This window comes from Anaerococcoides asporogena (assembly GCF_029590275.1).
Classification (GTDB): domain Bacteria; phylum Bacillota; class Clostridia; order Clostridiales; family Clostridiaceae; genus JG1575.
Genome location: NZ_CP120965.1, coordinates 2,801,427 through 2,827,944 on the forward strand (window position 1 = coordinate 2,801,427; position 26,518 = coordinate 2,827,944).

Annotated in this window: 24 protein-coding genes and 1 pseudogene; 10 read left to right on the top strand and 15 right to left on the bottom strand. The window is 51.5% G+C overall.

The features are described 5' to 3' along the window. Window positions 1-16 precede the first annotated feature (16 nt). On the bottom strand, window positions 17-556 hold the full coding sequence (locus tag P6M73_RS12885) for a helix-turn-helix domain-containing protein (protein ID WP_277853440.1): 540 nt from the start codon (window positions 554-556) through the stop codon (window positions 17-19). 329 nt (window positions 557-885) lie between these two features. Then, complete coding sequence (locus P6M73_RS12890) at window positions 886-1,683, bottom strand: hypothetical protein (RefSeq protein WP_277853441.1); 798 nt, start codon at window positions 1,681-1,683, stop codon at window positions 886-888. Between the two features lie 340 nt (window positions 1,684-2,023). Here P6M73_RS12890 and P6M73_RS12895 point away from each other — a divergent pair, with 340 nt between their 5' ends. After that, entirely contained in the window at window positions 2,024-2,545 is a 522-nt protein-coding gene (locus P6M73_RS12895; RefSeq protein WP_277853442.1) for an ECF transporter S component, read from the top strand. 176 nt (window positions 2,546-2,721) lie between these two features. Here the strand turns inward: P6M73_RS12895 and P6M73_RS12900 are convergent. Together P6M73_RS12900 and P6M73_RS12905 are read right to left on the bottom strand one after the other, a co-directional pair. Next, window positions 2,722-4,644, bottom strand: a pseudogene (locus P6M73_RS12900) (ABC transporter ATP-binding protein). Window positions 4,645-4,830: 186 nt separating this feature from the next. Further along, on the bottom strand, window positions 4,831-5,211 hold the full coding sequence (locus P6M73_RS12905; protein ID WP_277853443.1) for an iron chaperone: 381 nt from the start codon (window positions 5,209-5,211) through the stop codon (window positions 4,831-4,833). A gap of 209 nt (window positions 5,212-5,420) precedes the next feature. Between P6M73_RS12905 and P6M73_RS12910 the strand changes: the two genes are divergently transcribed. After that, window positions 5,421-6,389 carry a linear amide C-N hydrolase gene (locus P6M73_RS12910; RefSeq protein ID WP_277853444.1) on the top strand — a complete coding sequence of 323 codons (969 nt, stop codon included), beginning with the start codon at window positions 5,421-5,423 and terminating at the stop codon, window positions 6,387-6,389. A gap of 345 nt (window positions 6,390-6,734) precedes the next feature. Here P6M73_RS12910 and P6M73_RS12915 read toward each other — a convergent pair whose 3' ends face one another. The 9 genes from P6M73_RS12915 to P6M73_RS12955 form a co-directional block, all read right to left on the bottom strand. After that, a complete protein-coding gene (locus P6M73_RS12915) occupies window positions 6,735-7,949 on the bottom strand; it encodes a MalY/PatB family protein (protein WP_277853445.1) in 1,215 nt (404 codons plus the stop codon). Between the two features lie 89 nt (window positions 7,950-8,038). Then, window positions 8,039-8,968, bottom strand: coding sequence for a metallophosphoesterase (locus P6M73_RS12920; RefSeq protein ID WP_277853446.1), 930 nt, complete (start codon window positions 8,966-8,968; stop codon window positions 8,039-8,041). Window positions 8,969-8,973: 5 nt separating this feature from the next. Further along, window positions 8,974-9,543 (bottom strand): chromate transporter, encoded by a 570-nt coding sequence (locus P6M73_RS12925; RefSeq protein WP_277853447.1) that lies wholly within the window; start codon window positions 9,541-9,543, stop codon window positions 8,974-8,976. Continuing rightward, complete coding sequence (locus P6M73_RS12930) at window positions 9,544-10,107, bottom strand: chromate transporter (RefSeq protein ID WP_277853448.1); 564 nt, start codon at window positions 10,105-10,107, stop codon at window positions 9,544-9,546. Between the two features lie 8 nt (window positions 10,108-10,115). After that, a complete protein-coding gene (locus tag P6M73_RS12935) occupies window positions 10,116-11,720 on the bottom strand; it encodes a gamma-glutamyltransferase family protein (protein WP_277853449.1) in 1,605 nt (534 codons plus the stop codon). A 234-nt stretch (window positions 11,721-11,954) separates the two neighbouring features. Next, window positions 11,955-12,959 carry a glycosyltransferase family 4 protein gene (locus tag P6M73_RS12940; RefSeq protein WP_277853450.1) on the bottom strand — a complete coding sequence of 335 codons (1,005 nt, stop codon included), beginning with the start codon at window positions 12,957-12,959 and terminating at the stop codon, window positions 11,955-11,957. Continuing rightward, window positions 12,956-14,329: a GNAT family N-acetyltransferase gene (locus P6M73_RS12945; protein WP_277853451.1), complete on the bottom strand. Its 1,374-nt coding sequence runs from the start codon at window positions 14,327-14,329 to the stop codon at window positions 12,956-12,958. Before P6M73_RS12945 ends, P6M73_RS12940 begins: the two co-directional genes overlap by 4 nt. Before the next feature lie 542 nt (window positions 14,330-14,871). Further along, window positions 14,872-15,540, bottom strand: coding sequence for an ATP-binding cassette domain-containing protein (locus P6M73_RS12950; protein ID WP_277853452.1), 669 nt, complete (start codon window positions 15,538-15,540; stop codon window positions 14,872-14,874). Then, a complete protein-coding gene (locus tag P6M73_RS12955; protein ID WP_277853453.1) occupies window positions 15,527-15,916 on the bottom strand; it encodes a hypothetical protein in 390 nt (129 codons plus the stop codon). The genes P6M73_RS12950 and P6M73_RS12955 overlap by 14 nt, the downstream gene beginning before the upstream one ends. Before the next feature lie 333 nt (window positions 15,917-16,249). On the opposite strand from P6M73_RS12955, the gene P6M73_RS12960 reads away from it, so the two are divergent. The 8 genes from P6M73_RS12960 to P6M73_RS12995 all read left to right on the top strand — a co-directional run bounded on the left by P6M73_RS12960 (window position 16,250) and on the right by P6M73_RS12995 (window position 24,773). After that, window positions 16,250-17,848, top strand: a complete 1,599-nt coding sequence (locus P6M73_RS12960; protein ID WP_277853454.1) for an IS1634 family transposase — start codon at window positions 16,250-16,252, stop codon at window positions 17,846-17,848. Window positions 17,849-18,197: 349 nt separating this feature from the next. Further along, window positions 18,198-19,364, top strand: coding sequence for an aminotransferase class V-fold PLP-dependent enzyme (locus P6M73_RS12965; protein ID WP_277853455.1), 1,167 nt, complete (start codon window positions 18,198-18,200; stop codon window positions 19,362-19,364). Between the two features lie 14 nt (window positions 19,365-19,378). Beyond that, entirely contained in the window at window positions 19,379-20,473 is a 1,095-nt protein-coding gene (gene yedE, locus P6M73_RS12970; RefSeq protein WP_277853456.1) for a YedE family putative selenium transporter, read from the top strand. A 32-nt stretch (window positions 20,474-20,505) separates the two neighbouring features. Further along, window positions 20,506-20,706, top strand: a complete 201-nt coding sequence (locus P6M73_RS12975; protein WP_277853457.1) for a sulfurtransferase TusA family protein — start codon at window positions 20,506-20,508, stop codon at window positions 20,704-20,706. A gap of 1 nt (window position 20,707) precedes the next feature. Further along, the gene (locus P6M73_RS12980) at window positions 20,708-20,935 is read left to right on the top strand and encodes a putative Se/S carrier protein (RefSeq protein WP_277853458.1); all 228 of its coding nucleotides are present in this window, start codon (window positions 20,708-20,710) and stop codon (window positions 20,933-20,935) included. A 398-nt stretch (window positions 20,936-21,333) separates the two neighbouring features. Next, window positions 21,334-22,275, top strand: coding sequence for a CobW family GTP-binding protein (locus P6M73_RS12985; RefSeq protein ID WP_277853459.1), 942 nt, complete (start codon window positions 21,334-21,336; stop codon window positions 22,273-22,275). A 9-nt stretch (window positions 22,276-22,284) separates the two neighbouring features. Continuing rightward, on the top strand, window positions 22,285-22,524 hold the full coding sequence (locus P6M73_RS12990; protein ID WP_277853460.1) for a thioredoxin family protein: 240 nt from the start codon (window positions 22,285-22,287) through the stop codon (window positions 22,522-22,524). A 728-nt stretch (window positions 22,525-23,252) separates the two neighbouring features. After that, window positions 23,253-24,773 (top strand): hypothetical protein, encoded by a 1,521-nt coding sequence (locus P6M73_RS12995; RefSeq protein ID WP_277853461.1) that lies wholly within the window; start codon window positions 23,253-23,255, stop codon window positions 24,771-24,773. Between the two features lie 249 nt (window positions 24,774-25,022). Here the strand turns inward: P6M73_RS12995 and P6M73_RS13000 are convergent, their stop codons facing one another. Both P6M73_RS13000 and P6M73_RS13005 read right to left on the bottom strand, forming a co-directional pair. Then, a complete protein-coding gene (locus P6M73_RS13000) occupies window positions 25,023-26,039 on the bottom strand; it encodes a GIY-YIG nuclease family protein (protein ID WP_347276284.1) in 1,017 nt (338 codons plus the stop codon). Between the two features lie 53 nt (window positions 26,040-26,092). Further along, window positions 26,093-26,461, bottom strand: a complete 369-nt coding sequence (locus P6M73_RS13005) for a YccF domain-containing protein (protein ID WP_277853462.1) — start codon at window positions 26,459-26,461, stop codon at window positions 26,093-26,095. Window positions 26,462-26,518 lie beyond the last annotated feature (57 nt).

Genomic DNA, 26,518 nt, shown 5'->3' on the forward strand with positions numbered 1-26,518 from the left:
ACCTCATACCCTCATATTAAAAGTTTGGCGGAGACAGAACCCAGATCAGCTGGGCACCTTCTTTCCCCGTATTTTCAACAAAAAACGCGCGATCCGCCTCAAAGTAGAAACTGTCACGTTCCGTCAGATCAAACGTGGCATCGGACAAGTGCAGCGTGACTTCCCCGTTCAGAAGAAAGCCGAAGGCCTGTCCCTCGAAGGGCGGATAGATCTTGGACCGTCCCTGCGGCGCCAACTCAAGCAGAATGGGTTCCATATCCAGCTTTTGAGCGTTTGGCACCAGAAAATGCATCGTATGACCCAGGTCATCTTCATGCATCGCAATGGCATCTGCCAGGTGGTAAACCACCGGTTCCGAATCTGCCTCACTGAAGAATTCAGCCAGGTTGGTCCCCAGGGCCCGGACAATCAGTTCCAAGGTGTCCACCGACGGGCTGGTATTGTCGCGCTCCAGCTGAGAGATGAATCCCTTGGTCAGGTCCGACCGCTCCGCCAGCTCTTCCTGGGTCAAGCCCATCTTTCGACGGATATTTCGAATCTTTTCACCAATATCCATAGGTTCTCCTATACAAAAAGTTTAATATTTTAAACAAACTAATCTTATCGAAAACCGTCGCCTGTTTCAATGACTTCCACAAAAAATTCATCTTTGCACCTGGATTGCCAAAAGGAATCCGCCGGATCCTTCCAGGATCTGATTCCCCGCATTCCCACCTTCTTTTATCTGGTGAAAGGGCAGGACCGAACGGTTGGCGCAATAAAAAAGATGCTGCCCTGGTGGGAACAGCACCTGTTTGGTATCTATTATGTTGTCCGTGAAGTTGTCTGAGCCGGCCAGGTCACTGCACCTTAAGCGGCACCGGACACGGAAGGCAGGAGTCTGGATTACGGTTCGTCGTACTGGAACACTTCCCAGTCCGGGTTATCCCGCATGCTGGTGTGGAGCGGCGTAGTCGTAACCCGGCCGGAGGCATCCTTCACGCGAATGAAATTAAAGGGGATGGTTTCGGGATCTGTATAAAGGATCCGAATCACCTCAAAGTCCGAGGTGGTCTCCCAGTCACGGATCACGTCTCCGGGAATGACAACCCGTTCATCTTCCACCATCTGAGATTTGGAGATCTCAACCCGGCTGCCGGTGCTTTTCAGAACCAGAAATATTTGGGTATTGGTGTTGTACTCAACGATGTTCCACTTGGTAATGGCCTTGATTTCCGGAAACTGCTCCGGATGGTAGATGATGATCATCCCATTATTTGACTTGTTTAATTCCGCCTGCAGTTCCAGTGGAAGATTGCTTTTGACTTCACCGGTCAAAGGATCCGGGGTTGTCTCAGCTGGCTTGGTTTCGACTGGTGAGGTTTCGGAAGGAGTCGGCTGGGATACCAGCGACTGAGGCGAGGTAAGCGGATCAGCCGTGGTGGTGATCGCTGATGTCAGAACGGTAGTAGTCTGAACGGCAGTGGCCGGCAGATCAATCGCGTTTGTAACAGGAACGGTTTTCTGATGCATATCCAGAGGAGCGGTTGTTCCTTCCCTGGCGTCCGGTCCTTCTTCAGCAACCGTCTGGGCGGTGGAGACCGGGGGATTCCCTGATTTTAAAATAGGACGGAGCGCCCCGTCACAGCTTGTCACTGATAAGGTCAACAGGCAGGACAATATGATAGCTGTATATTTTTTCATGTTGAATGACTCCTCTCGTGATAAGGCTATTATGTCATAAGTCAACTCGGGATAAATGACAGGACAGTTACTGGCCCAAGGTTAATTATCCAATAAAACCATTGGAAAATCAAAGAATATTCATCACATTTCCCGTAAAAACGGTAAATTTCACTCCCCGCAGGTTTCCCCCTGCGAATGAGCCAGTTCTCGATTGAATTTTTATTCGTCGCCTTTGGAATATCTGTACGCTTAAACGCTGTTGTCAGCATCCCCAAAAGTCAGATTTTCACATGGAATTGTCAAAAATCAGCCTGGCCGTTACAATCAGAAGTGGTATTCAATCGAAAAGGAGATTTCTATGATTCCAACAAAAAAACTGACATTTGCCGGTCTTTTTCTGGCCTTCGGCATTCTTCTGCCCCAGATTTTTCATCTCCTGGGCGGAACCGGCCCGGTATTTCTGCCCATGCACCTTCCGGTTCTGATCTCCGGATTTCTTCTGGGCTGGCCCTATTCCACTCTGATCGGTCTGATCACGCCCGTTCTAAGTTCGTTGCTCACCGCCATGCCGCAGCCACCGATTCTGTATTTCATGATGGTCGAGCTTGGAGCATATGGCTTGTTTGCCGGATATTTCTTCCGAGCCAAAAAATGGCGTATATTCCCCTCTTTGGCAGGCGCCATGATTCTGGGCAGAATCGTTCTGGCTGTTACGGTATACCTGTTGCAGCCGCTCATGGGTCTCAAGCTGTCGCCCCAGGCCTACCTGACCGCAGCCCTCTTGAATGGTCTTCCGGGCATTGCCCTCCAGCTGGTGTTCGTACCGGTTCTGATTCGCCTGATCCGGCGGGCCCTTCGCTGGGAGCTTCAAACCAGCTGATTGGCGACTCTCAGTGGATTTTCTTACTCTCAGTGCAATTTCTGACTCTCCATCCAATTTCTGACTCTCCATACTTTGGACAGTCAGGCAGCATCATCGCTGCGAATCGGTTCCTGACAGAATTTGAAAACGGCAGAATCCCGGGAAACACCCCGGGATTCTGCCGTTTGGCCTGTTCAGGAGTGAGGGACTGGCATTTCGTCCTTCTTCAGGGGTTCATCCGCTGCATTTTGTGCCACGTTGAACAGCGAATAGAAGTACTGCCGGCTGGCCATGAGATCGGCAAAGGATCCGACCTCCTCGAGGCGGCCCTGCCGCAGCACAAGAATGGAATCATACCGGCTGAGCAGCTGTTCATCTAGCTCGTGAGTCACAACGATGCGAGTGAGATCCTGGAGATCCAGGATGGAATTGCTGATCCCGAAGGATGTCACCGGATCCAGCGCAGCGGTTGCCTCATCGACCAGGAGAACCGGTGTTTCCCGCAGCAGACAGCGGGCAATGGACACACGCTGGCGTTCTCCGCCGGATAAGCCGCTGCCGTTTTCCCCGCAGGGGTATTCTCAGGTTTTTTCCTGAATCAGGTCGGCCAGACCGGACATTCTGACCGCCACATTGATCTTTTCTTCCAGAAACTCGTGATACATCGTAATATTGTTCCGAATCGAGTCATTAAAGATAAAGACATTCTGCTGAATAATCGAAACAATCCCGTAAAGTGATTCCGTCTCGATGCTCCGCAGTTCCTTTTGATCAAACCGGATCTCACCCTCATAGGTGCCGCTGGATCCCATCAGGAGATTCAGCAGAGTGGACTTGCCGCTGCCGGAGGCCCCGACAATGGCATAGCTTTTCCCGGATTCAAACTGGCAGGAGATGTCGTGCAAAATGCGATGATCCGCCTCATAGCCAAAACTGATCCGATCCAGCTCAATGGCCCGATCCAGCCGGGGTGCCACGGGGTCGCCGCCATCGCGGAAATTGGTGGAAATTGCCCGGGCCAGCTTGTCAATCAGCGCATTGGCGGCCTTTCGATTTGCCAGAATCTGAGGAACCTGGGCGATGGGGGTTATGACGAAATTCATCAGCTGGACGAAAACAATGACCACGCCGGCAGTTACTCCGCGTCCGGTCAGTGCCAGATAAGCTCCTGCCAGAAAGACGCCGATCTGAGCCACAATCCCTGCTACCGAGCCAATCAGCTGAATCAGGATCTCCACCTGTTTGCGGGTTCGTTTGGCCTCCTCCACTTTCTCATTGATGGCAGCAAAGTTGCTTTGAATTTCCTTCTCGACGCGAAAACTCTTAATCACGGAAAATCCGCCCAGGATATCCTTCACCAACCCGACAAAACTGGCGTTGCGCTCTGATACGGCCAGTTCAGCCTGAGCCATCCGATTGCCTGTGGCAAGGGAGGCCAGGACCGGAAAAACGGCGAGCAGAAACGCGATCAATGTCAGCAGCGGATGATACAGGATCATCATCGCAAACGCACCAATAAACATGATGATCTGCATAACCAGGCTGAAAATCTTGCCCAGATAGTTGGTTTCGATGGATGCAATGTCATTGGAAAATGCTGACAGATAAGTCGAACTGTTTTCCGATTGAAAGGAATGCAGATTCTTTTTGGTTATTTCCGTGAAGGCGTGATCCTTGTACTGCTGCATCGCCTGCTTGAGGAATTTGGGAAAGACCTGCCGCTCGATCAATAAGGAAGCAACGAGCACCCCCAGCGTGATCGCAACCATAACGGTTACCTGCATCAGATTCCATCGGGTCTCGGTTCCTGAAACAATGTCAATAATGACCTGCATGAGATAGGATACAAAAAGATTGACCAGCGATAGGATGACCGTCGTGGCAAGAGACATGAAAAATGCGGCTCGATTGCCCCGGTAGAACTGAGCTTTCAGCTCCCGGGCAAAGGAAACATGGGATTCTGATGAATCGATCTGCAATCGGATCCCCTCCGTAATAGTAAACTTTTCCATAACCATTATATTCCCCCGGACTTTCCGAAAACAGATACACGATTCGAAACTGTCACTTCTCATCGTCAAAACACAAACACCACTCAGGAACCGCCTTTTCGACATAACCTTACTTTTGGCTGGATTGCCCGAAGATCCCGAAGTTCCCGAAGCACCCGAAGTTCCCGAAGTACCCGAAGCACCTGAAGCACCTGAAGCACCTGAGATGCCTGTGTTCCCGCAAGAAATCCGTCAATCAGAAAAGACTCCTGCCACTGCGGCGGGAGCCTGGTTGATGGGGTCAATGTCCGACTAATCTTCCGGCTTACGCCAGTAAGTCTTAATATCTTTCTTATCTTCGAGATTGAATGCGATGATTTCCCGGAGCAGATCATAGTTCACCGGCAGATTCCAAGGCAGGCGGAATGTCATTTTGCCATACTCATAACCAGCCGCCTCCAGCTGTCGGGCGAAGCGTTCAATCCCCGCCTGTTCGGGGCTGATGCTCATATGCGACTTGAACAGACTCAGGGACAGAATAAAGGTGCCGTGATGCGTGAAGGCCGGATTGCTCCAGGCAATTCGCTCGCCCAGCTCCGGAAAGGTCCGGCGGATCCAATCAATCATTTCGGCTGTTCTTTTCTTGTGTTCCTCGTTCTCTATGGTATCCAGAAAGTCTTCCAGACGTTCCATTCATCCTCACCCCTTGATGCTGTTTGTCGTATTCTACCATACCGGGACAGTTCAGGGGGTCCTGATACAAAATGTTAAAAGAGACCCCGTGTCAGACCAGCTCCGGCCGTCACGCTGCGCAGTCAGAGAAAATCCTGCCTTGCTTCTTTTGATATAATGAACTGGAAAAGACATTTCATAATACGAATTCCACAAGAAAGGATTAAGATATGTGTACCACCATCCAGATCGATTATGAAGGCGGAACAGTTCTTGGTCGGAACATGGACTGGGACATGGAAGTTGACTATCATATTCTCTATCTGCCGGCCGACTATGAATATGGCCGTGATCTCTACGGGAATCCTCTGAAGAGCAGATACCGCATGCTGGGCATGTGCTTTCGAAAAATGAACCCGCTCAAAGACGGCGTCAACGAACACGGCCTGATGGGCTGCACCAACATGTTTCTTCAGATGAACCTCTACAGCGCCAAGGTCAGTCCGGGAAAAATCAATCTGTCCGCCCTGGACTTTTTCAACTATGCCCTGGCCAATTACCGGACATGCCGGGAACTGGCTGCGGACCTCCCGAACCTCCACATTTCCAAACGGGATCATCAGGGCAATAAGGTCATTTCACCTGATTTTCATTATTACTTTTCGGACGCCAGCGGAGACACCCTTTTAATTGAACCGCAGAACCAGGAACTGAAAGCCCTGCCCAATCCCTATCGGGTTATGACCAATTCCCCCTCACTGGATCACCATGCCCGAGCCCTGGAAAAAACCTTTCAGAAAAACGGGCGGGAGTTCCACCCGGCCAAGGATCTGCCGGGCGGTTATGATCCCGTATCCCGGTTCATCAAAGCCTATTACCTCAATCAGCACATCGCCGATGCCAAAACCTGCACGCAGGCTTTGGAAAATGCTTACTCCATCCTGGAAGCCCTCAAGATTCCGGAAGCATTTACCAAAACCCGCTACGACTATACCTTTACCCGCTACATCAGTGCCTATGACGCGACCAGCCGGCTGCTGACCGTGCGCAGTCACATGAATCCCCGGGTCTACGCCCTGCGCCTGGATGACCTGGCTCACCTCAAGGACAGGACTTTCATTCCCGTCCCCCGTCAGCTGACGCTGGACTGCCTGTTCCCCCAAGACTCTGTCACACCCTCCGACCTGACATCGCAATAACCAGGCTTCTCTCTCTAAGCCATTTCCTCCATTCCTCCCATCAAGCAATACGAATGCCCTGTCTCTGGTCACCGATGCATGCCAGACAGCAGAGACGCCGGATGAGGAAACGGATCTGGTTATAATGATCCCTGATCAGTTCCCAAGGATCAGTCTTGATTCATATCCGAACTTTCACTCGCTGTTTCACCTGAATCAAAAGACACCAGTTCCGGCAGGATGTTCTGCCCCGAACTGGTGTCTTTTGAGCTGTTCCATCAGTATTTTTTTATTATACGGTTTCGAACCGTCTCGCGCTTAGGCGTTTGGCCGATCTCACGAGAACGTATACTCGGTGTCTTCGGATCAATCCTTCATCGGAACTGCAACTGGCAATAGAGCCTGCCGGATTCGTTCAAGTCCCTCGGCCAGGACAGACCGGGGACAGGCCAGATTCAGGCGGACATGACCTTCACCGTTGCCTACGAACATGCTGCCGTCTTCCAGGATGACTCCGGCCTCTTTGGCAAAGAAGAGCTGAGGCGATTCAATATCAGGTGACAGATAGGCTGAAAAGTCCACCCAGGCCAGGTACGTAGCCTGTGGGATCCGATACCGGGTCTCCGGCAGGTGCCGATCCAGAAAACCCTTCAGAAATTCAAAATTGTCATCCAGGTATGCTTTCAGCTGTTCCAGCCATTCCTGCCCATGCTGCCAGGCTGACTGTGCCGCCGTCAGACTGAGGGGGTTTTCTCCCAGAATGCTTCGTTTCTGCCAGGCCTCTCTCAATTGTGGATCCGGAATAACCAGATTGGAGATCATAAAGCCTGCCAGATTGAAGGTTTTTGACGGAGCCATGCAAGTGACCAGGCGAGTATACTCGCCCATCACGTTGGCCAGAGGAATGTGACGCAGTCCGGTGCGCAGCAGGTCACAGTGGATCTCATCTGAAATGACCCACATGTTTTCTTCTCGCATCAGCCGGGCAAACTCCTTCAGCTCCTCCTCCTGCCAGACCCGTCCCGTGGGATTATGCGGGTTGCAGAAGATGCACAGGCTAGTCCTGGGATCCCTGGCTTTGGCTCTCAGATCCTCCCAGTCCATGAAAAACTCTCCCTCCACATTTTGGAGCGGCGAACAGATGACCTCCCGGTTGTGATGCTGGGATGCCTTCTGGAAGGGAGCATAGGATGGGGTCAGAATCAAAACCTTCTCCCCCGGGAGGGTCATGAGATCCACCAGGTCAAATAACGCCGGCACAATGCCCGGCGAGGTCACGATCTGTTCTCTGGGCACGGTCCAGTGATACTTCTCCTGGCACCAGTTCAGGAATGCATCCAGATAGCCCGGGTCAAACAATCCGGTATAGCCAAAAATCCTTTGGTCAATCCGGGCATGCAATGCATCGATGACCGCCTGAGGGACAGCGAAGTCCATATCCGCTACCCACATCCGGATGATCTCATCCGGTTCATAGGGCAGTGTTTCGCCCGCCGGAATCAGCCAGCCCTCATACCCTTCATAATTGATGGAGTTGGTCCCTTCTCTTGGAATGATTTCGTCAAAGTTAACCTGATTCATCGTACCTCCTGTTGGATATTCCCGAACAAACAGCAGTTCATCCAGTTCAGTCAACCGCTGACCAAGCTGAACAAGTGACGGCAAAGAGCTTAGTCTGATCCTGATGTGCGCAGCAGACGGATCATGACAAGCTCCGGTGGATTGAACAGCCGAACCGGAATGACACTGTTGCCAAGCCCCCGGCTGATGACGAGTGAAGTATGGCCGAGGCGGTGCAGCCCGGCGGTATATTTGGGAAAATAGCCCTGCCCCGGGGCATAGAGTCCGCCCAGGAGGGGCAGCCGGAACTGACCGCCATGGGCGTGTCCCGACAGCACCAGGTCGATGCCGGCGGCGGCATAATACTCTGCGAATTCCGGACGGTGAGCCAGCAGAATCTGAAAGTCCTCCGGATGGACCAGCGCCTGAAGCTGACGATCGATCGGATCAGACGCCTCATCAGTAAAGTCCCGTCCCTGGGTCAGCTCCGGATCCGGAAGTCCCAGCAGAGTCAATGAACTGTCGGAACGAGTTATTCGGTTTGATTCATTATCCAGGATCCCGACCCCCAGCGCTTGAAGCTCCCGTTTCAGTTCCTCGTACTGCCCGCTCCAGACTTCATGATTGCCGCTGACAAAATAGACCGGGGCGATGGTCTGCGCCTGCCGGACAAACTCCAGGACAAGTGGCAGATTCGGGTGCTTTGAATCAATCAGATCTCCGGTGATCAGAATCAGGTTGGGCTGTTCCCGCGTCAACCGTTCAATCAGCCTCCCCTTCCAGTCCCGGCTGTGCAGGTCGGACACCTGGGCCAGCCGAAACCCCTGGAAAGTCTGTGGCAATCGGCTGCTGCTCACATCGACGGCCCGGACGGTGATTCGGCTGTTGTCCCACCACAGCCAGCCAAGCACAAGCACCAGAACGATCACCCCAATCTTTCGCCGACCCCTGGGGCTGGTGTTGTCAGCAGCTTGTCCATGAAGTCCGGACTGATGCGTTCCGGACTGATGCGTTCCGGACTGATGCGTTCCGGTTTCCACCCTCATCAGGGCAATCCGGCGTACAGCACATTTCCCGCGATGCCCAGCAGGGCACCGACAATAATCAGCTGAATCATATCGAATCGCTTGGTCAGACGCAGACCGAAGCCAATGACGAAGGCCGCGGCCGCCACCGGATGCAGGGCTGACCATTGGACCACGCCATTTTGGAAAAGCGAGTTGCGAAACATGCTGAGGGCCGCGATGGCGATCAGTCCGACGATGCCCGGTTTGAGCCCCTTGAGCATCCGGTCCAGGAAAGCAATCTTCCGGTCACGGAAGATGAAGTAGGCCAGAATCATCATCAGAGTAAACTGCGGCAGGACATTTCCCAGAGTAGCCACGATGGCACCGGGGATACCGGCAACTTTGGTTCCGACGAAGGTGGCCGAATTGATGGCGATGGGGCCGGGCGTCATCTGAGAGATGGAAACCAGGTCCGTCATCTCTTTCATCGAGAGCCAGCCTCTCTCCTCCACCACAAATCGCTGAATCAGGGGCAGAACAGCATAGCCGCCGCCAAAGGCAAAGGCACCGATCTGGACAAACACCAGAAATAATTCAAGCAGCAGCATTTATCTCACCTTCCCTTCGTCCAGAATGCTGAAGGTTGCCAGTCCGATCAGGGCCAGGGCCAGAATGATCAGAACAGTATGAATGTGGAATGCAAAGCTGGCCAGGAAAGCCGATACCATGAGAATCAAGGCAAACAGCCGGTGCTTTCGCATCGCCGCCTTGCCCATGTCATAGACCGTGAGAACCAGCACGGCGCTGATGACGCCGCCCATCCCCAGCAGAGCCGACTTTACCCAGAAATTTTTCGAGAAGGCTTCGTAAAAATAAAAGATGATGGTGATCAGGATCAGGCAGGGCAGCACCGAGGCAAGCAACGCCGTGACCGCTCCCTTCCAGCCCCGGAGCCGGTAGCCGGTCAGAAGAGAAGTGCTGATGGCCATGGCGCCGGGTCCGGATTGAGCCAGAGCGACCAGACTGAGCATCTCTTCCTCGTCGATGAGGCCTTTCTTCTTGACGAATTCATCGCGAATCACGGGAACGATGGTATAGCCGCCGCCAAAGGTCACTGCGTTGATCTTAAAGAAGGTCAGAAATATTTCGTGCAAGGATATACTTTGTTTCATCATGCCCCCTAATAGACAGCCAGGTTGCTGTCGGTTCTGGATTCGGTTCCGGCTGCGTAAACGCCGTTGTCCAGCTTCAGAATCACCTGGCCTCGTCCGAAATGGGTCCGGTCCGGTTCAATTTTGATCTCGTGGCCCCGGGCTTCCAGTTCCCGGATAATCTTGGGATCAAAGCCTTCTTCCACCAGGAAGGTTTTTTCCCGAATCCACTGCCAACGGGGCGCGTCCAGCGCCATCTGAGGATTGAGGTGGAAATCGGCCAGATTGGATACCACCTGGAAGTGACCCTGCGGCTGCATATAGGCACCCATCACGCCAAACACTCCGCAGCAGGCGCCGTCCCGGAGCAGCATGCCCGGAATGATGGTGTGATAGGTCTTTTTGCCGGGAGCCAGGCAGTTGATATGTGTCTCATCCAGTTTAAAGTCCGCGCCGCGGTTATGAAGCGCGATTCCGGTATCCTTGACCACAATGCCGCTGCCAAAGCCCATGTAGTTGGACTGAATCATCGATACCATGTTCCCGTCCTTGTCGGCGCAGGCCAGATAGACGGTTCCACCGGCAAACGGATCGTCCGGGCTGTGAAGTTCGGCCTGACCCGAGATCTGATCAAATCGCTTCCGGCCGTAAGACTCGGCCAGCAGCGCCGCCGGATCAACGGCCATGTGGGCGGGATCGGTGACATGGTGCATGCCGTCCGCAAAAGCCATCTTCATGGCTTCAAACATGGTGTGGTAATAATCGGCGCTTCGCTCAGTCACTTCCCGATGTTTAAAGATATTCAGCGCCATCAGGGCCACGATGCCCTGGCCGCTGGGCGGCAGCTCGACCACTTCCAGGCCGCGGTAGCTGGTCTTCAATGGGGTTACCCACTGGCTTTGGAAGGCCGCCAGATCGCTTTTTCTCAGATATCCGCCATGGGCAATGGCATCCTGTTCGATGCGGTCAGCCAGTTCGCCCTGATAGAACGCCTCCCCCATGGTGTTTCCGATCAGTTCCAGGGTTCTGGCGTGATGCGGCAGGCGCATGATTTCAAACGGTTGCGGTGCCCGGCCATTGATCGTAAAGGTGGCAAACCATTCCTCAAACTCCGGCTTGCCTTGCCAGGTTTCGCTGTATTTATCCACTGCCCTGGACCAGAGCTTGCTGGTGAGAGCGGCCACGGGGAACCCGTTGCGGGCATACTCAATGGCCGGCTGCAGGCATTCGGCCAGAGACAGCCTGCCAAAACGCCGGGACAGGCTGACCCAGCCCTGAGGCGCGCCCGGAACATTCACCGGAATCCAGCCCTGAGAGGGCATGGCACTGTGATGTTTCCGAACTTCATCCAATGAAATGGCCTGCGGAGAAGGTCCGTTGGAATTCATTCCATAGAGCTCGCCCTTCATCCAGACCAGGGCAAAATTGTCGCCGCCGATGCCGTTGGCGGTTGGTTCGACGACCGTCAGACAGGCTGCGGTTGCTATGGCTGCGTCCACGGCATTACCGCCCCGTTTCAGGGTATCCAGACCGGCCTGGGACGCCAGAGCGTTGCCAGTGGCTACTACCCCGTTGGCTGCGCCGATTGTCAGGCGCTCTGAGGGAAATGGCTGATGATTGGGATCAAAAAACATAGGTTCCTCCAAACAGAACCAGACCGGATCTCGGTCTGATCGCTCATGTGATCAAAAAAGTGCAGTTTGCCGATAACAGACCACCGTTCATCCGGCGGCAGTCCCAGCAAACACAAGGAGTGCCGTTCCCACCGGAAGGCACTCCTTCATTATAGCATTTTTACCCGGAACGCATTGCCGCATCAAGGATTTTGCACCCAACCAGGTTGTGAGTCCGCTTGAACGCTCCAGGGATCAGTCTTTTCTCATGAGGGATTCATACACATCCTTGAGTTTTTGAGCTGTACGGTCCAGGCTGCGCTCGCGCACCTTCTCATAACCGCTGTCCGTCAGATCCGGCAGGGTCTGGTGCAGCATGCGGTCCAGAGTCTTCAGAAATTCGGCATTGGTCCTGCCCTTGTAGACATCGACATTCTCCCTGAGCCATTTCGAGTAAATGGGGATGTCGCGCACCAGCACCGGCACATTCAGCGCCAGGGCTTCCAACAGTGTCAGGCCCTCCGTTTCTTCGTAGGTAGGCATGAAAAACACATCACTGCCCAGATATGCTCCTTTCAGGTCCTCGTGATCGATGTAACCCGGAAGTTTCATATTCGAAGGGATTTTTTTCAGTAGTGAGCGCATGGCCGGCGTCAGCAGGGAGGGATCGGTATGTCCCAGCCAGATGAACTGAAAGTCAGGACGCAGCCGGGCCAGCTCGATGAAATCCTGGATGCCTTTGCGTTCGATGTAATGGCCAATGCCCAGGATCACTTTGTCCTGCGGCCCGTAGCCGAAGCGTTCCCTGAATTTAGCCGCTGCCGCGGGATCCCTATGATACTGAGCCAGGTCGATTCCGTTGGAGATCGGTACGATGGGCGCCTTAATGCCGTAAACCGACAGCAGGTCCGCGGAATAATCTGTGGGGGTGATCACAACATCGCCGGTGCTGTAGCACTGTGTAATCCACCATTGAAACACCGGTGCCAGAAGATTCGAACCCACAAAGGAATTCTCAAAGTCCTCCCGGGTGGAATGGGCATAATAGACCACTTTTTTTCCCATCCGACGGGCGCGTTTGGCCATAAAGTAAAAATTTGGCAGAAAGGTGTTGAGCTGAACAATATCCCAGTCCTCCGCCGGATTCGTTGTATAGGGGATTCCCAGCTGTTCCAGCACCGCGGTCTGATTCTGGAAGGCACGGTATATGCCCGATTTCTTCATGACCTGAAGATTCTGGTCATACATCAGTAATTTCATTCTTTCTCCTTTTCAGCATCCAGCGGGGCTGTTGCTTCTGTCAGCTGCCAGCGGTACTGATTTTCATAGTATTGGGGCATCTCGCTGCTGATGCGGAACGATTCCGGCAGCGCGACGGTTCGGAGGTACTGTGCGCCTAGCTTCTGACAGACCCGCATTGAGGCATGATTGCGCAGTTCATTGGAGATCGCCAGGGACTCCATGTCATGAGCTTTGGCCAACGGAATCAGAAGGCGGCAGGCCTCAGCCGCGTAGCCATGTCCGCGGTACGCGGGAAGAATGGAATAACCGATGTTGCCGCCATAAAACAGGTTCTCGTGGTACCCAATCCGCAGATCCATGCTGCCGATGACTTCATCGCCCAGACAAATATCAAAATAATAAGCTGGAACCCAGCCCTTATCCGGCATCGCCGGACTGACCCGTGTCAGGCGCAGGGAAAGCATGCCGGATTTCAGCTCCATCCGAATAAAATCATCGAACCGGACGGATTTGGCGCAGAATTCCGCCAGATCAGCCGCCACTTCTGGCTCCTCCGGGTACTTGATGTCAATGGATCGATCCTGAGTGGCCTGAAACAGGAAATGATTCGTGGCTGAAACCAGGGACGAGGACTCGCAATGCGTCAGGTGCCACTGCAGGTAATTCTCATAGGCTTCTGTCCCCATGGCATTGACCGAAGGGGCCAGCAGCTCGGAAAATCCGTCACTGGCAAGGATTCGGCGGATGGACAGATCACAGCTTTCGATCAGATCCTTCCCTTCTTCCAGGGTATGAAAGACAAAGGGAAAATCCGCCACTCGCTGCCGGGCGGGATCATAGGTGGATTGAGCAAACCATTGTGGATTATGCATTGTTTCTGTCATGGGCACCATGTCATGGTTGATGAAGGCGCAGAAGATCGTTCCGTCCGGCTTAAGCACCCGTCGGGCTTCCATCACGGCGCGCAGCCGATCCCGGTGGTCAGACAGATGGTACAGCGGACCCAGCAGAAGAACTACGTCAAAGCTTTCAGCCGGAAGGCACGACAGATCCAGCGCATTGCCCTCCATCAGATGAATCGCCAGATTCGGATCGGTCAGTTCACGGAACTGTTGGATATTGCGCCGGGCAAGTTCAACCGCGGTGACTCGGATGCCCTGTCGGGCAAACTTCCGGGAATAGGCACCGGTTCCCGCTCCGATGTCCAGCAGCGCCATTCCTGGCTTCAGCACTGACTCAACTGCTCCGACCGTGGTCAGAAACTCGACCTGTCCTGCCTTGGACCGAAATCGCTCCTCTTCATGAAACAGGTCATAGATTCCGGATATCTGTTCTTTCAGATCCCCCGTCTCCTTGAGATCTTGGATATTGCCAGGCCACTTTGCCATGTTCTTCTCCTCTCGCAGGCTGATGCCGCATGTCTCAGCCTGTCTTGCACTCATCACTATTTTACCCTACCAATCATTAAGAAATCATAAAATAAATGGGATTAGAGTGATCCCAGGTCATTTTTACTGTTCAGTCACCTCCTCAGCCTCGCTGGCACTGACCAAATATCATAAAAGGACCTGCGGGCTTGAGCCGGAATGTCAACATGAACTGCCGCTTAAACATCAGTTTAAGCAACCTGCGGTAGTTTTATGAAAAATTGTCCCACATCTAAATTTCAGCTGGACACGAACCGACATCAAGAAATTCCATCCTATCCTCAGTCTTCGGAGTTGGCTGGATTGCCTGACTCCCCACGTTGGATTTATATCTTCCTCATTAGTTGATTCACATTCTGATACCAGAACCAAACCCCCAGAGGTGATTCAGGACAATGAGATACCTTTGCAGAAAATATGATCTGGGACAAAAAAACTGAAGGAGATATGCCGACCAGGCGATAACTCCTTCAGGGATCGTATGTTCAGGATCTTAGCGGACATTATATCTTAAAATAGGCTTCCTGCCGTTCCTCATCGAATGGCACCAGACTGTTATTCTGGATCATCAGGATGCGGTCACAAAACTGCTGTAAATACTGGTGTTGATGAGAAGTAAGAATGATCGTTCGCTTCTTATCCTTTTCTGATCGAATCAGCTTCGCTACAACAAGATTCGTTTCATAATCGAGGGCGTTGAAGGGTTCATCCAGGAGGATTATCTGCTGGTTCTCCATCACTGCCTGGACGATCCCAAGTTTTTGCTTCATTCCGGAAGAATAGTTCTTGACCATGGTTTTATCATCCGGATCGAGCCCGATCGCCTGCATTGCTTCTCGGATCTGCACATCTGATATTTTGTTCTGGATCTGAGCCAGCATTTTCAAGTTGGTGAAGCCGTCATAGTATTCGATATAGGCTGGTTCATTCACAAACAAGCCGATATTCTTCGGAAAATCATGATCGTGTCCCACTTCTTTCCCGGAAACGATCACCGTTCCCTGGTCAGCATCTTCCAAACCGGAAATCAGTTTAAATAAAATGCTTTTGCCGGAACCATTTGATCCAACAATTCCAACGCATTCGCCTTCCTCTACCGAAAAATTGAGATCTGAATAGATCAATTTATTTTTAAACCGTTTGCTTACATTTTTAAGTTCAATATGACTCATTCCGTTTCCTCCATGGTTTTGTTTCGATCATTAGATAGCCGCCAATAAACACCGCCATCATCATTAAGAGAGCAATGGATTCCTTTGACAGGAATCTCGTTTGATTTCCATATTGCATAAATCCAATCGTTAATGAAAATGAATACCGGGCAAGTGGAAAGGATAAGATATAATCCATCACGATCAAGGCAATGAATGAAATCACAGCGTTCAATCGGAGGGACAACGCCCGGAACAGTACCGCCGCAAACAGAGCATGCACAGCAAACAGAAGACTGAAAATCACGAAATCAATCATTTGAACGTTCCACTCCATAAAACTGCTGAATTCCTGATGGTCAATCACAAAAACTGTGGGATTTTCCCAAGTTGACATGGAGCCTCTGTCGGCGTGGTTCCGCCAGCCTTGCCGCTATGCTGCATAAATGCTGGGCTAGTCGGCCAGTCAGGCTACCACGTCGACCTCTCCGTGTAAACAGGGAAAATCATAATCCCACATAAAAAGTGATTGAGCCAAAAAAATATGTAATTTATGCGACAATATCATCCTAAATTCCCGCTATATTTTTATAACAACACTTTGGATACATTCTATCCCTTTGCAGAAGTCCGACCTAGAGCCACTTAGCTTATAAGTACTTCCCTATAATTATTGAATACTCATCTGCTTGTTGTTATAATGTTTATAACAACAAGTGAGGTGGGTGTTATGAGTTTTGAGGTAATCCAAAAGGTGGGCCGGTATCAATATATTTATTTAGCCGAAGGGTTTCGCAATAAAGATGGCCAATCGCGGCAAAAACGGCGACCGATCGGCAAGATCGATCCTGAAACAGGACATAAAGTGTACAAAGCCGAATATCTTGAGGAGCTACGGATCTCTGGTAATCCCATTCAGATCCCTTCCACACAAACCATGTTTTCCATCGAAGATGTCCGCAAATCATCCGTTCGCTCCTATGGGCTGTTCTGGCTGTATCGTTCCCTATCTGAACGACTTGGTTTGATCGATGCCTTACGGCAAGCGATCCCTGATTACTGGCAGGAACTGTTCATGTTGGCCTGCTATATGATTTCTACCAGTGATCCACTTCTTTATTGCTCTGACTGGATCTCAGGCACAGAGTCGTATCCGGTGGGCTCGATGACCTCTCAGCGAATCAGTGAACTTTTGATTTCTATTACGGATCAGCAACGGAATGATTTTTATAAGAACTGGTGTGAGGCCAATCCAGCGGATGACTATTTGGCTTTGGACATCACCTCTGCATCATCCTATTCGGAACTGATTGATGATGTGGAATGGGGATACAATCGCGACCACGATCATCTCCCCCAGATCAATCTTTGTATGCTGATGGGGGAAACCAGACGGCTGCCGATCTATCAATCCCTATTCAGTGAAAGTCAAAAGGATGTCCGTACGCTGACGACCACCTTGAGTCAGTTTGAGGCGATCACAGAGAATCGGGCAATCACAGTAGTGATGGACAAAGGGTTCTACAGCAAGCGGAATATCGATTTTCTGCTCAATGACACCGGCAATGGAACAGTGAAGTTTTTAATCGCTGTACCATTTACCGCCGCTTTTTCCAAGCAGCAAGTGGAGAGCGAGCGAAAAGACATCGATCGTGTGGAAAACACAATTGTCATCAATGACAACTCGATGAGAGCCGTCACCAAAGAGCGGTCCTGGGATCCGCAGAACAAAATATACACGCATGTTTACTACAGTGCCGTGAAGGCAATGGGAATTCGTGAGGACCTGTATGCATCCATTGCTCTATTGCGTGAAAAGGCCACTGAAAACCCAGAAAAATGGATTAATGACGAGGAATGTAGAAAATACCTGGTGATTCGAAAATCCGATAAACAAGCCAGCGGATACACCGTCAGCATTCGAAATGATGTCGTTGAAAAAAGTCTGGAAACGGCAGGTTGGGTGGTCCTGATCAGCAATGACATCAGTGATGCCAAAAGAGCCATGAGCATCTATCGAGACAAGGACGTTGTAGAAAAAGGCTTCCTTCGTCTCAAAAACAGTATTGACTTAGGGAGACTACGTGTCCACAGCGACAACGCCGCTCAAGGGAAACTATTCGTCGGCTTTATTGCCTCTGTTATCATGTCTGGGATTAATCAGGTGATGAGTGACAAGGATCTATACCGTAAATACACCATGAAAGAGCTTCAGCGGATCCTGGCCAAACTCCGAATCCAAGAGATCCATGAACACATCATCATTGCACCGCTAACAAAAGAGCAGCGAATGATCTTTGAGGCATTCGACATTTCCTTGGGGGAGTGATGTTGTTATAAATTCGGGCGGGATTTCAGGTATCATCAATTGATAAAGAAAGGATTTCGGAGTGCAAGATATATTTTATCGCCTTTACAATTCCTGTTTATCAAGTCCATTCTTCATTTATAGTGTAAGATTCCCTCATTCTATCAGTTATCAATCATTTAAATCTTACTTGGTTTTTCAAACATATAATTTCCTTCAAATAATATCGCTATTTTTTTCATATCATATTTCCAAATCGCCATTTTATCTTTTTTTGTTAATTATGTTGTTTTGTTAATAAAATATGACTATACTATTTGTAGTTTGATTTATCAGACAATTGATCAACTGATGCATGAGGAGTATGTCTATGATCTACTTGGATAATGCCGCTACCACCCGGGTTAAGCCGCAGGCGGTTGTTGATGCTGTCTGCCAGGCATTATGTGCCATGGGCAATGCCGGACGTGGTCAGCATGAAGACTCACTGTCGGCCGATCGAGTGATTTATGAAGCACGCTGTGAAATCGCCGATTTATTTGGAGCAGCCAGTCCCCGCCAGGTGGTTTTTACGAAGAACTCCACCGAAGCTTTGAACATCGCGATTCGAGGCCTGTTTAATCCGGGGGATCACATAATCACCACCTGCCAGGAACACAATTCCGTGCTTCGACCTCTCTATGCTCTGGAAGATGAAGGCCTCATCACCCTCGACTTCGTTGGGCTCGACGAGCACGGTCAGCTGAAGATGGAACAGTTTGAATCCCTGATTCAGGATAATACCGCTTTCGTGGTGGTAAATCACGGATCAAATGTTACCGGCAACCTGGCGGATCTTGCTGCCATCGGAAAGCTGTGCAAAGAACACAGCTTAAAGCTGGTTGTTGACGCTTCTCAGACCGCCGGAGTATTTCCCATTGACATGGGCGCACTGGGCATCAGCGTACTCTGTTTTACCGGGCACAAGTCATTGCTGGGTCCGCAGGGGACCGGCGGGCTGTGCGCATCTGCGGATACGATGATCCGCCCCTTGCTGACCGGAGGCAGTGGAATCCGAAGCTTTGACCGGCATCACCCGCCGGAAATGCCGACCCGTCTGGAGGCCGGTACACTGAACGGACATGGCCTGAGTGGCCTTTTGGCGGCTCTGCGATATATTAAACAACACGGCATGGAACACCTGCGTGCCGAGGAGCAATCCCTGGCCCGAAAATTCTACGAGGGCATCCGAGCCATCGAAGGAATTCAGACTTATGGAGATTTTTCAACGACAGAACGCTGCCCCATCGTCTCACTGAATGTCAGAGATCTGGACGCCGCTCTGGTCAGCTTCCAACTGCAGGAAGACTATGGCATCGCCACCCGGCCTGGAGCGCATTGCGCGCCATTGGTCCATGCTCATTTCGGAACCGAGGATCAGGGGATGGTTCGGTTCAGTTTTTCCAGCTTCAATACCGAAGCGGAAGTCCAAACAGCCATTGACGCCGTTCGGCAGATCGCCCGCGATTCTGCCGGATGCGTTAAGGATAAATTGTAAGAGGGGGAATTTTTATGGACTTTTTCAAATCAAAGAAGGGGCTGCTGGCACTGGGGGTGCTGGCAGGGCTTGGAGCAGTGCTTCTGGCCATTTATGGCAACCCGAAGAACATGGCCTTCTGTATTGCCTGCTTCATCCGTGACTCCGCGGGAGCGATGAAATTTCACAACGCTGCCATCGTTCAGTACTTCCGTCCCGAAATCGTCGGTCTGGTACTCGGAGCGTTCCTGGTATCTCTGCTGACAAAGGAATACCGTTCTACCGGCGGATCCTCACCGATGATCCGATTCCTGCTGGGCGGCATTATGATGACCGGTGCCCTGGTCTTTCTGGGTTGCCCGCTTCGCATGATTTTGCGCATGGCAGCCGGTGACATCAGTTCCTACATTGGTCTGATCGGCTTTGTGCTGGGTGTCGGCACCGGATCCCTGATGCTGAAGAAAGGGTTCAGCCTGGGTCGTTCCTACACCGTGAAAAAGGAGAACGGCTACATGCTGCCGGCTCTTCTGGTTTTCCTGTTCATACTCAGCCTGACCACCACGCTGTTTGTTACCAGCCAGACTGGTCCTGGCAGCATGCATGCCCCGGCTCTGCTCGCTTTAGCCGTTGGCCTCGCCTTTGGCGTCATCGCTCATCGAACCCGGATGTGCTTTGCCGGAAGCATCCGCGACATCATTCTGCTTCGTGACTTCGGACTGTTCTCGGTTGTCGGCGGAGTATTCCTTACCATGCTGATCTACAACATCGCAACCAGCCAGTTCAAGTTCGTGGCTTACGGACCAATCGCTCATGCTCAGACCCTTTGGAATATTCTGGGCATGTACGTTGTCGGCTTTGCCGCAGTACTGTTGGGCGGATGCCCCCTGCGTCAGCTGATTCTGGCCGGATCCGGATCATCGGATTCTGCCGTGACGGTTCTTGGCATGTTCCTTGGAGCGGCTATGGTCCACAACTTCGGTCTGGCTGCCAGCGCTGCCGCCGCCGCAACTGCAGAAAAGGCTGCCTCCGTCGGAGGCCCCGGCCCCAATGGCCAGGCCGCCATCCTGATCTGCATTGCCGCTTTGTTCGTTATTTCGCTCATTGGTCTGCGTAAAAAAGAAACCGCTTAACAAGCAATCGCATCCTGAAGGAGGATAAAACCATGAAAACCATCGATGTCAGAGGACTCTCCTGCCCGGAACCTGTGCTTCAGGTGAAGCAGGCCCTGATTAGCAACTCAGAGCTCACCGTTTTGGCCAATGAAGCCCACACCGTAACAAATATCACTCGTTTTGCTCAGAGCCAGGGAAAGACGGTCAGCGTGAAAGAAGCAGGCGCTGAGTTTGAGCTCATGATCAAGTAAGATGGCTCAGCGACTCATCGTCACATTCCATACAACCAGCGAGGCGATGGCTGCCGAGTTCGCCTGCAAGCGGGAGCAGATTCCCGGCAAGCTGATTCCGGTTCCCAGAACCCTTTCAGCCGGCTGCGGCATTGCCTGGATGAGCGAACCTCAAGAGCAGTCCCGTATGGAACAGCTCTTGGAACGCCGCCAAATTGAATGGGATCAGATTGCTGTGATCGACTTTTAACAAGCGCTGCGCCACCCTTTTGGGATGACGCAGCGCTTTCCTCATTCTATACAGCATAATCATTCACCTCAATAGCCACACTCCGGTCTCTGCCATTTCAGAACAGCCCGCGTTAACTTCTATCTTCATCAAGGAACCCAATCAATCTTTCACTCCGGTTAAATCGGCGCTGAATTCAGCTTCTCTTTCAGGCTGTCATATCAGGCTGAACTCCCTGATATGATGCTTTACATTCCCAATTTGAATCCTGCACTGAATCCTGTACTGAATCCTGTACTGAACCCTGGATTCAATCCTGCTTTGAATCCAAGTTCATTGAATCTCTGAATCACGATGATAAAACTGGTATAATTATATAAGATACCAAAATAAAACAAACAGAAATAGAGGAAAAGAAAATGGAAGAACTAAAACAAACCAAACTATATATCCTGACCGGCTTTTTAGGTGCCGGCAAAACGACGCTGCTGCGGAACCTGCTGATGAATGACCAGGGCAAAAAAATCGGCGTCATTATGAATGAATTCGGTAAAGTCGGCATTGACGGCAATCTGGTCAACAAGAACGGAATCATGCTCCAGGAGATCAACCGCGGATCCATCTTCTGCTCCTGCCTGAAGATCAATTTTGCCAAGACTATGGCCGAAATGCTGGATGAAGATCTGGATATTGTCATTGTCGAAAGTTCCGGACTGGCTGACCCTTCCAACATCGGCGAAATACTGGACACCGTGGAACAGCTGAAAGGTCGCAGCTATGACTATCAGGGCTCGATCTGCGTCATCGATGCCGTGGACTTCCTCAATCAGGTCGATGAGATTGACACCGTCTATCGTCAGACGAAACACGCCCAGCTGGCAGCAATCAGCAAGAAAGACCTGGTCGAAGGCTCCGTCATTGACCAGATCAAGGACAAGGTCCGTGAAATCAATCCCCACACGGAAATCACCCTGGTGAAACACGGCGAGCTCGACATCGACCTGTTCGAACAGGATCTGCGCAAGGGGCGGGACCTCCTGGTAGAAGACACGACCAATACCAAGGAAAACAAACCCAAAACCATTTCCATGATCATCAACGAACCCGTGACTCGGGAAGAGCTGATGAGCTTCCTGCGCCGGGTCAGTTACAACTGTTACCGGATCAAAGGCCCCGTCACTCTGGAGGACGGTCTGGTCGAAGTGGATGTGGTCAACGATCGCATCGATCTGAGAGAACCGACAGCCACCCACGAAGAAAATCGTCTCGTCTTTATTTCGAAAGTCGGTCCGGCCATCATTCGGACAGTCAATGATGCCTGGCAGGAACTTGTCGGAAAATCCATGAAACTGCAAAATTAGGAGAAAACGATGAAAATACAGATATTAGGCACCGGCTGCGACAAGTGCGATAAAATGATGGATCGCCTGACCCAGCTGAAGAAAAGCGGAACCTGTGACTTTGAACTGGAGAAAGTGGAAAGCCTCATCGACATCATGAAATTCGGCGTCATGACAACCCCCGGGTTGGTGATTGACGGGAAGCTGATCAGCCAAGGGAAAGTCTACACGGTCGAACAGCTGGAGGAACTTCTGAAAAAACACGCGTAATTCCCATCCCCGATCAAGACGATCATTCACTTTGAAATGCCTCCGAACGAGCTTTTTGCATCCCTGGGAAGCATCTGGAACTGTTCGACGAATGATCCCAAAGCTAGTCTGTCACTTCCAGCCAGCTGTTCTCGGACAAGCATTAAATAACCGGAAACTGGATCAAGTACAGGATCAGCTTCAGAATTAAGGCTCAGGATCAGGCTCAGGCTCAGGTTGAGGTTGAGGTTGAGGTTGAGGTTGAGGTTGAGGTTGAGTTATCTGCTTCGATTTCAGACAGATTTTTATCCTGTAATATGCAACCAAAGCGGCCATCGGCCGCTTTGGTTCGTTGCGGGCCGATTGAAAAGGATTCTCGTTTCCTGCCAAAATCTGGTGTTCTCTCCGTTTTGATTGTATGCAATATAAGCTGGGAAGCACTTTTGTCCGGCGTATAATCAAATTAAGAACTACTCAGATGATCCGAATTGAAAACCTGCAAAGTATTTGAAGCGGACTCGGTTGATTCTCAGTCATTCATATTTCAAGTAAAAAACTGCATTCCACGATAATTGACTGTAGAGGGCAATTTACCCCCGCCGATTCCATATCGTGCCGCCGCCACTCCCCCACGAGACAAGTAGCACCATCCCCTGCGTCATCTGGCAACCCTGCACGGAAAGAATAATAAACTTCTTTGCCTATGTCTTTCAGTTCACCTGTCTGTCCTTGAGGAATGAGGTGTCATTATGAAGAAACGATGGATTGCCGGAATGATTCTGCTTGAACTCAGCTTGCACAGCGTGCCGGTTCTGGCTGCCGGCAATCAGGTTCAAAAAGTTGAGATGGACATGAGCGGCTTGGATATGTGCTGGATGGGCGGAGAGAACGATGCCTATGGCACTCCAGAGGCCAGTTCACTGTATGTCCGAAAAGCTGCAAGCGGAACCTGGCAGCTGATTCTGAACCGGGAGTACGGTTCGGATGATCCTCAGCCGGGGCAGTATCAGTTCATGGCGACTCTGCCCAAAAACACCCTGAATTTGCGAAAAGATTACGGGAAGACCCTGGAGTTGAACATCAACCTGACCGGTTATGCTATTTTCTACCCCAATGAAGAGCCGTGGCCGGATGATCCGAAAGAAGAGGAGTCCGGATCAAAGAAGCTCAGTGATATGACGGAGTCGGATGAAAAACCGCCGCAAGAGCCTTTCGAACCCGAGCCTTTCCCGACCAGTCACCGGTTTCGGATCCATGCTGAACCCTTTGATGCCATTCGGGCAATGATCTCCATGAAAGCCAGCTCCGGCGAACTCAAGTCCAGAGATAAAATCAGAGGAAAAATCAACAGTCTCCAGATCCAGGGAGCGATTGACGGAGATCCGTTCGAGGCCGAGGGGCCCCTGTCCCTGCTGCTTTGGCGGACCAAAACGATTGGATCGGCGGAAATTCTGCCGGAAGACGGCAATATCAAAGACATACCCGATCCGAGCGATCCGTTCAAATCCGGGATGAAGTCACAATCCGAGGAACAAGCCCTCCCATCTTCAAAGCAAGTTCCGATCAGCAGCAGCCATCCAGCGTCTTCGGCCGCGGATTCAGCATCATCCAAAGAACTTGCGGGAGTGTCCGGCCAGAAGTCCCCTTCGACTGACAGCAGCACGGGCAACGCCACTCCCGACCAGTCGGGCATCGACTCCGGCGAAACCAGGAAAGGCAAGCCGGAGACCCTCCCAATGACGATCATCCAACTCAATGTCAGCGGTGAGGAGCAGCTTCAGGGAGACGGTTATGATGTCAATCGCTGGACCTCCGTGTCCTTCACGCTTGAAAATCAACTATTGGAAGTTCAGTCGGATGTGAAAGGCACCGACCCCGTGACTGGCTGGGACGTTGCGGAAATGTTCCATGGTTTCATCAGTGACTGCCAGTGGACTCCGGACGAATTCTCCGATGGCGCTTTCACGATTGATGTGACAGTGAGCGGCCTGATGGAGAAATGGTCCTTCGATGGAAAAACCGGGGAGGAAATCGTGGAAGTCAGCGAAACCACCAGGCATTACCAGATTGACTGTAACCTCTCTGAAACAGGAACCTCGCAGACGATCAGCAAAGTAGCAAGCAAAACCTACGCCATGATGGCCAAGGAAACTGCGCAGATCCTTCAGGGCGATGCCGTCCTGAGGATCAACGGAAATGCTCCCATTGCCGGCACCGGCTCTGCCCGAATTTCCGCCGGAGTCCTGCGTCATTTTGGTAATGTTCCATAGATATTCCGCTCCATCCAGTCATTGCTTGCCCCTTAAGCTGAGTCTCAACCTCAGCCTGGCTGCCAGTATCACCCACACTCCTCTGATCGGGCTTACTGAACATACGACAACAAAGCGTCTCACCCCAATCAGTTATGGGTGAGACGCTTTGCGCCATCAATGGTGAATGTTGTCTGGTGAATGTGATCCAAGACAGGATGACTGCCAATAACTCCTGAAGAATACCTGACGATTTGTGAATGCAAAAGCTTATAGCCGAACGACCTGTTCTTCCGGAAGAGACCGAATTTCCGAGTAGAGAATATCCCGAAAATCATATTGCTCAAATCTGGAGAACATGGCCCAGGGCGGTTCTTCTTCAGTTGGGGGGGAAGCGAGGAACCTTTGGAAGTCCGATCCGTCGCTGGTTTCGCCCTGGCCAAAGGCTTCGATCAGTCCATTCTGAATCCTGAAATACTTATAGCCCTGGGGTATGGGGATTCGCAGGAACAGAAGTTCTTCAAACAGCTTGTGATCTTCAAACCACATCCGGCGGAGCAGGCTGAGAGACTCCTTGAAATCCCGAAAGAAAATTGCGGCCTGAAACTTTTCCCGGTCCGCTTCCTCGAGCATGGTCTGCTCGAGATCCTGCAAAAAGTCCCGCCATAAAGACTCCTCCTGAAACAGCCGGCCGATCACCGCCCGATGCTGCAGATAGGTTTCCGTGGCAATGCGCTGTGGCAGGATAAAATAGGTGAAATCAATGCCGCTTCGGTTCGCATCTGATGGGCGGGCGGCTGGAGTCTCCCGAAATCGCATGGGATAGAGCTTCTCAAAGCTTTCAATCACGCTTTCGAGCAGCCGGCGATTGCGGAAGGGACCGACTCCCTGATCCGGGCGATGGACCACGGAAAGAGGGGCTTCTTTTACTGTTTCGCCGATTTTTAAATAAACAAATCCCCGCTCGCGCTTGAACTGCGAATTGTAAAGCGGCCGAAGCTCCTTGATCCGCTGACATTCCAGAAGACGGGCTTCCAGATGGGTGTCGCAGACTTCATATTCCAGATCGGATATCTGACGTACCAGTCGGGCGACCTTTCCCTCCTTCGTTCCGGTAAAGTACGATCGAACTCTTTGCCGCAAACATTTGCTCTTGCCTACATATATAATTCTGCCGTCACTGCTGAGAAAACGGTAGACTCCCGGGAGTTCCGGAAGATTCTTTAGTTTTTGCTGAATGTCCATGACTCCATTATACCTTGTTATACCTCCAAAATTGAGCAACATGAAAAACTGCTCCGGATGGGATCATACGAAGATCCACCGAAGCAGTTTTTTGTCTATCCTTCCCGAACGATTCTGGCACCAAAGGGTGCCAGTGCCAGGCGAGCCAGCTTGAACGACTGAGCCGCGAACGGTATGCCGATAATCGTCAAAAGGAGCAGCACGCCATTGAAGAAGTGGCCCAAAGCCAGCGGAAGTCCGCTGAAAACGAGCCAGATCAGATTGACAACCAGTGATCCGGTTCCGCCGGTGTATTCCAGTTCATAGCCAAAGGGCCAGAAGCTTAATCGAGCGAACTTAAAGCACTGGACACCAATCGGGATGCCAATAATGGTGATGCACCAAAGGATTCCAGCTCCGATCCAACCAAGGCCGCCCCAGAAGCCGCCCAACAGGAACCATATGATATTGCCGAGCAGTTTCATTGTAGTCTCCCCCATGAATTATTTTTTCCCTGAGGCAAAATGGATGCCACATAGGAG

Coding starts and splice junctions, on each gene's coding strand:
- P6M73_RS12945 (WP_277853451.1), bottom strand. CDS start 14,329: ATGGCAAAGTGGCCTGGCAATATCCAAGATCTCAAGGAGACGGGGGAT.
- P6M73_RS12950 (WP_277853452.1), bottom strand. CDS start 15,540: ATGAGTCATATTGAACTTAAAAATGTAAGCAAACGGTTTAAAAATAAA.
- P6M73_RS12910 (WP_277853444.1), top strand. CDS start 5,421: ATGTGTACCACCATCCAGATCGATTATGAAGGCGGAACAGTTCTTGGT.
- P6M73_RS12960 (WP_277853454.1), top strand. CDS start 16,250: ATGAGTTTTGAGGTAATCCAAAAGGTGGGCCGGTATCAATATATTTAT.
- P6M73_RS12955 (WP_277853453.1), bottom strand. CDS start 15,916: ATGTCAACTTGGGAAAATCCCACAGTTTTTGTGATTGACCATCAGGAA.
- P6M73_RS12995 (WP_277853461.1), top strand. CDS start 23,253: ATGAAGAAACGATGGATTGCCGGAATGATTCTGCTTGAACTCAGCTTG.
- P6M73_RS12935 (WP_277853449.1), bottom strand. CDS start 11,720: ATGTTTTTTGATCCCAATCATCAGCCATTTCCCTCAGAGCGCCTGACA.
- P6M73_RS12885 (WP_277853440.1), bottom strand. CDS start 556: ATGGATATTGGTGAAAAGATTCGAAATATCCGTCGAAAGATGGGCTTG.
- P6M73_RS13005 (WP_277853462.1), bottom strand. CDS start 26,461: ATGAAACTGCTCGGCAATATCATATGGTTCCTGTTGGGCGGCTTCTGG.
- P6M73_RS12905 (WP_277853443.1), bottom strand. CDS start 5,211: ATGGAACGTCTGGAAGACTTTCTGGATACCATAGAGAACGAGGAACAC.
- P6M73_RS12990 (WP_277853460.1), top strand. CDS start 22,285: ATGAAAATACAGATATTAGGCACCGGCTGCGACAAGTGCGATAAAATG.
- P6M73_RS12940 (WP_277853450.1), bottom strand. CDS start 12,959: ATGAAATTACTGATGTATGACCAGAATCTTCAGGTCATGAAGAAATCG.
- P6M73_RS12930 (WP_277853448.1), bottom strand. CDS start 10,107: ATGAAACAAAGTATATCCTTGCACGAAATATTTCTGACCTTCTTTAAG.
- P6M73_RS12985 (WP_277853459.1), top strand. CDS start 21,334: ATGGAAGAACTAAAACAAACCAAACTATATATCCTGACCGGCTTTTTA.
- P6M73_RS12965 (WP_277853455.1), top strand. CDS start 18,198: ATGATCTACTTGGATAATGCCGCTACCACCCGGGTTAAGCCGCAGGCG.
- P6M73_RS12975 (WP_277853457.1), top strand. CDS start 20,506: ATGAAAACCATCGATGTCAGAGGACTCTCCTGCCCGGAACCTGTGCTT.
- P6M73_RS12890 (WP_277853441.1), bottom strand. CDS start 1,683: ATGAAAAAATATACAGCTATCATATTGTCCTGCCTGTTGACCTTATCA.
- P6M73_RS12925 (WP_277853447.1), bottom strand. CDS start 9,543: ATGCTGCTGCTTGAATTATTTCTGGTGTTTGTCCAGATCGGTGCCTTT.
- P6M73_RS12980 (WP_277853458.1), top strand. CDS start 20,708: ATGGCTCAGCGACTCATCGTCACATTCCATACAACCAGCGAGGCGATG.
- P6M73_RS13000 (WP_347276284.1), bottom strand. CDS start 26,039: ATGTTGCTCAATTTTGGAGGTATAACAAGGTATAATGGAGTCATGGAC.
- P6M73_RS12895 (WP_277853442.1), top strand. CDS start 2,024: ATGATTCCAACAAAAAAACTGACATTTGCCGGTCTTTTTCTGGCCTTC.
- yedE (WP_277853456.1), top strand. CDS start 19,379: ATGGACTTTTTCAAATCAAAGAAGGGGCTGCTGGCACTGGGGGTGCTG.
- P6M73_RS12915 (WP_277853445.1), bottom strand. CDS start 7,949: ATGAATCAGGTTAACTTTGACGAAATCATTCCAAGAGAAGGGACCAAC.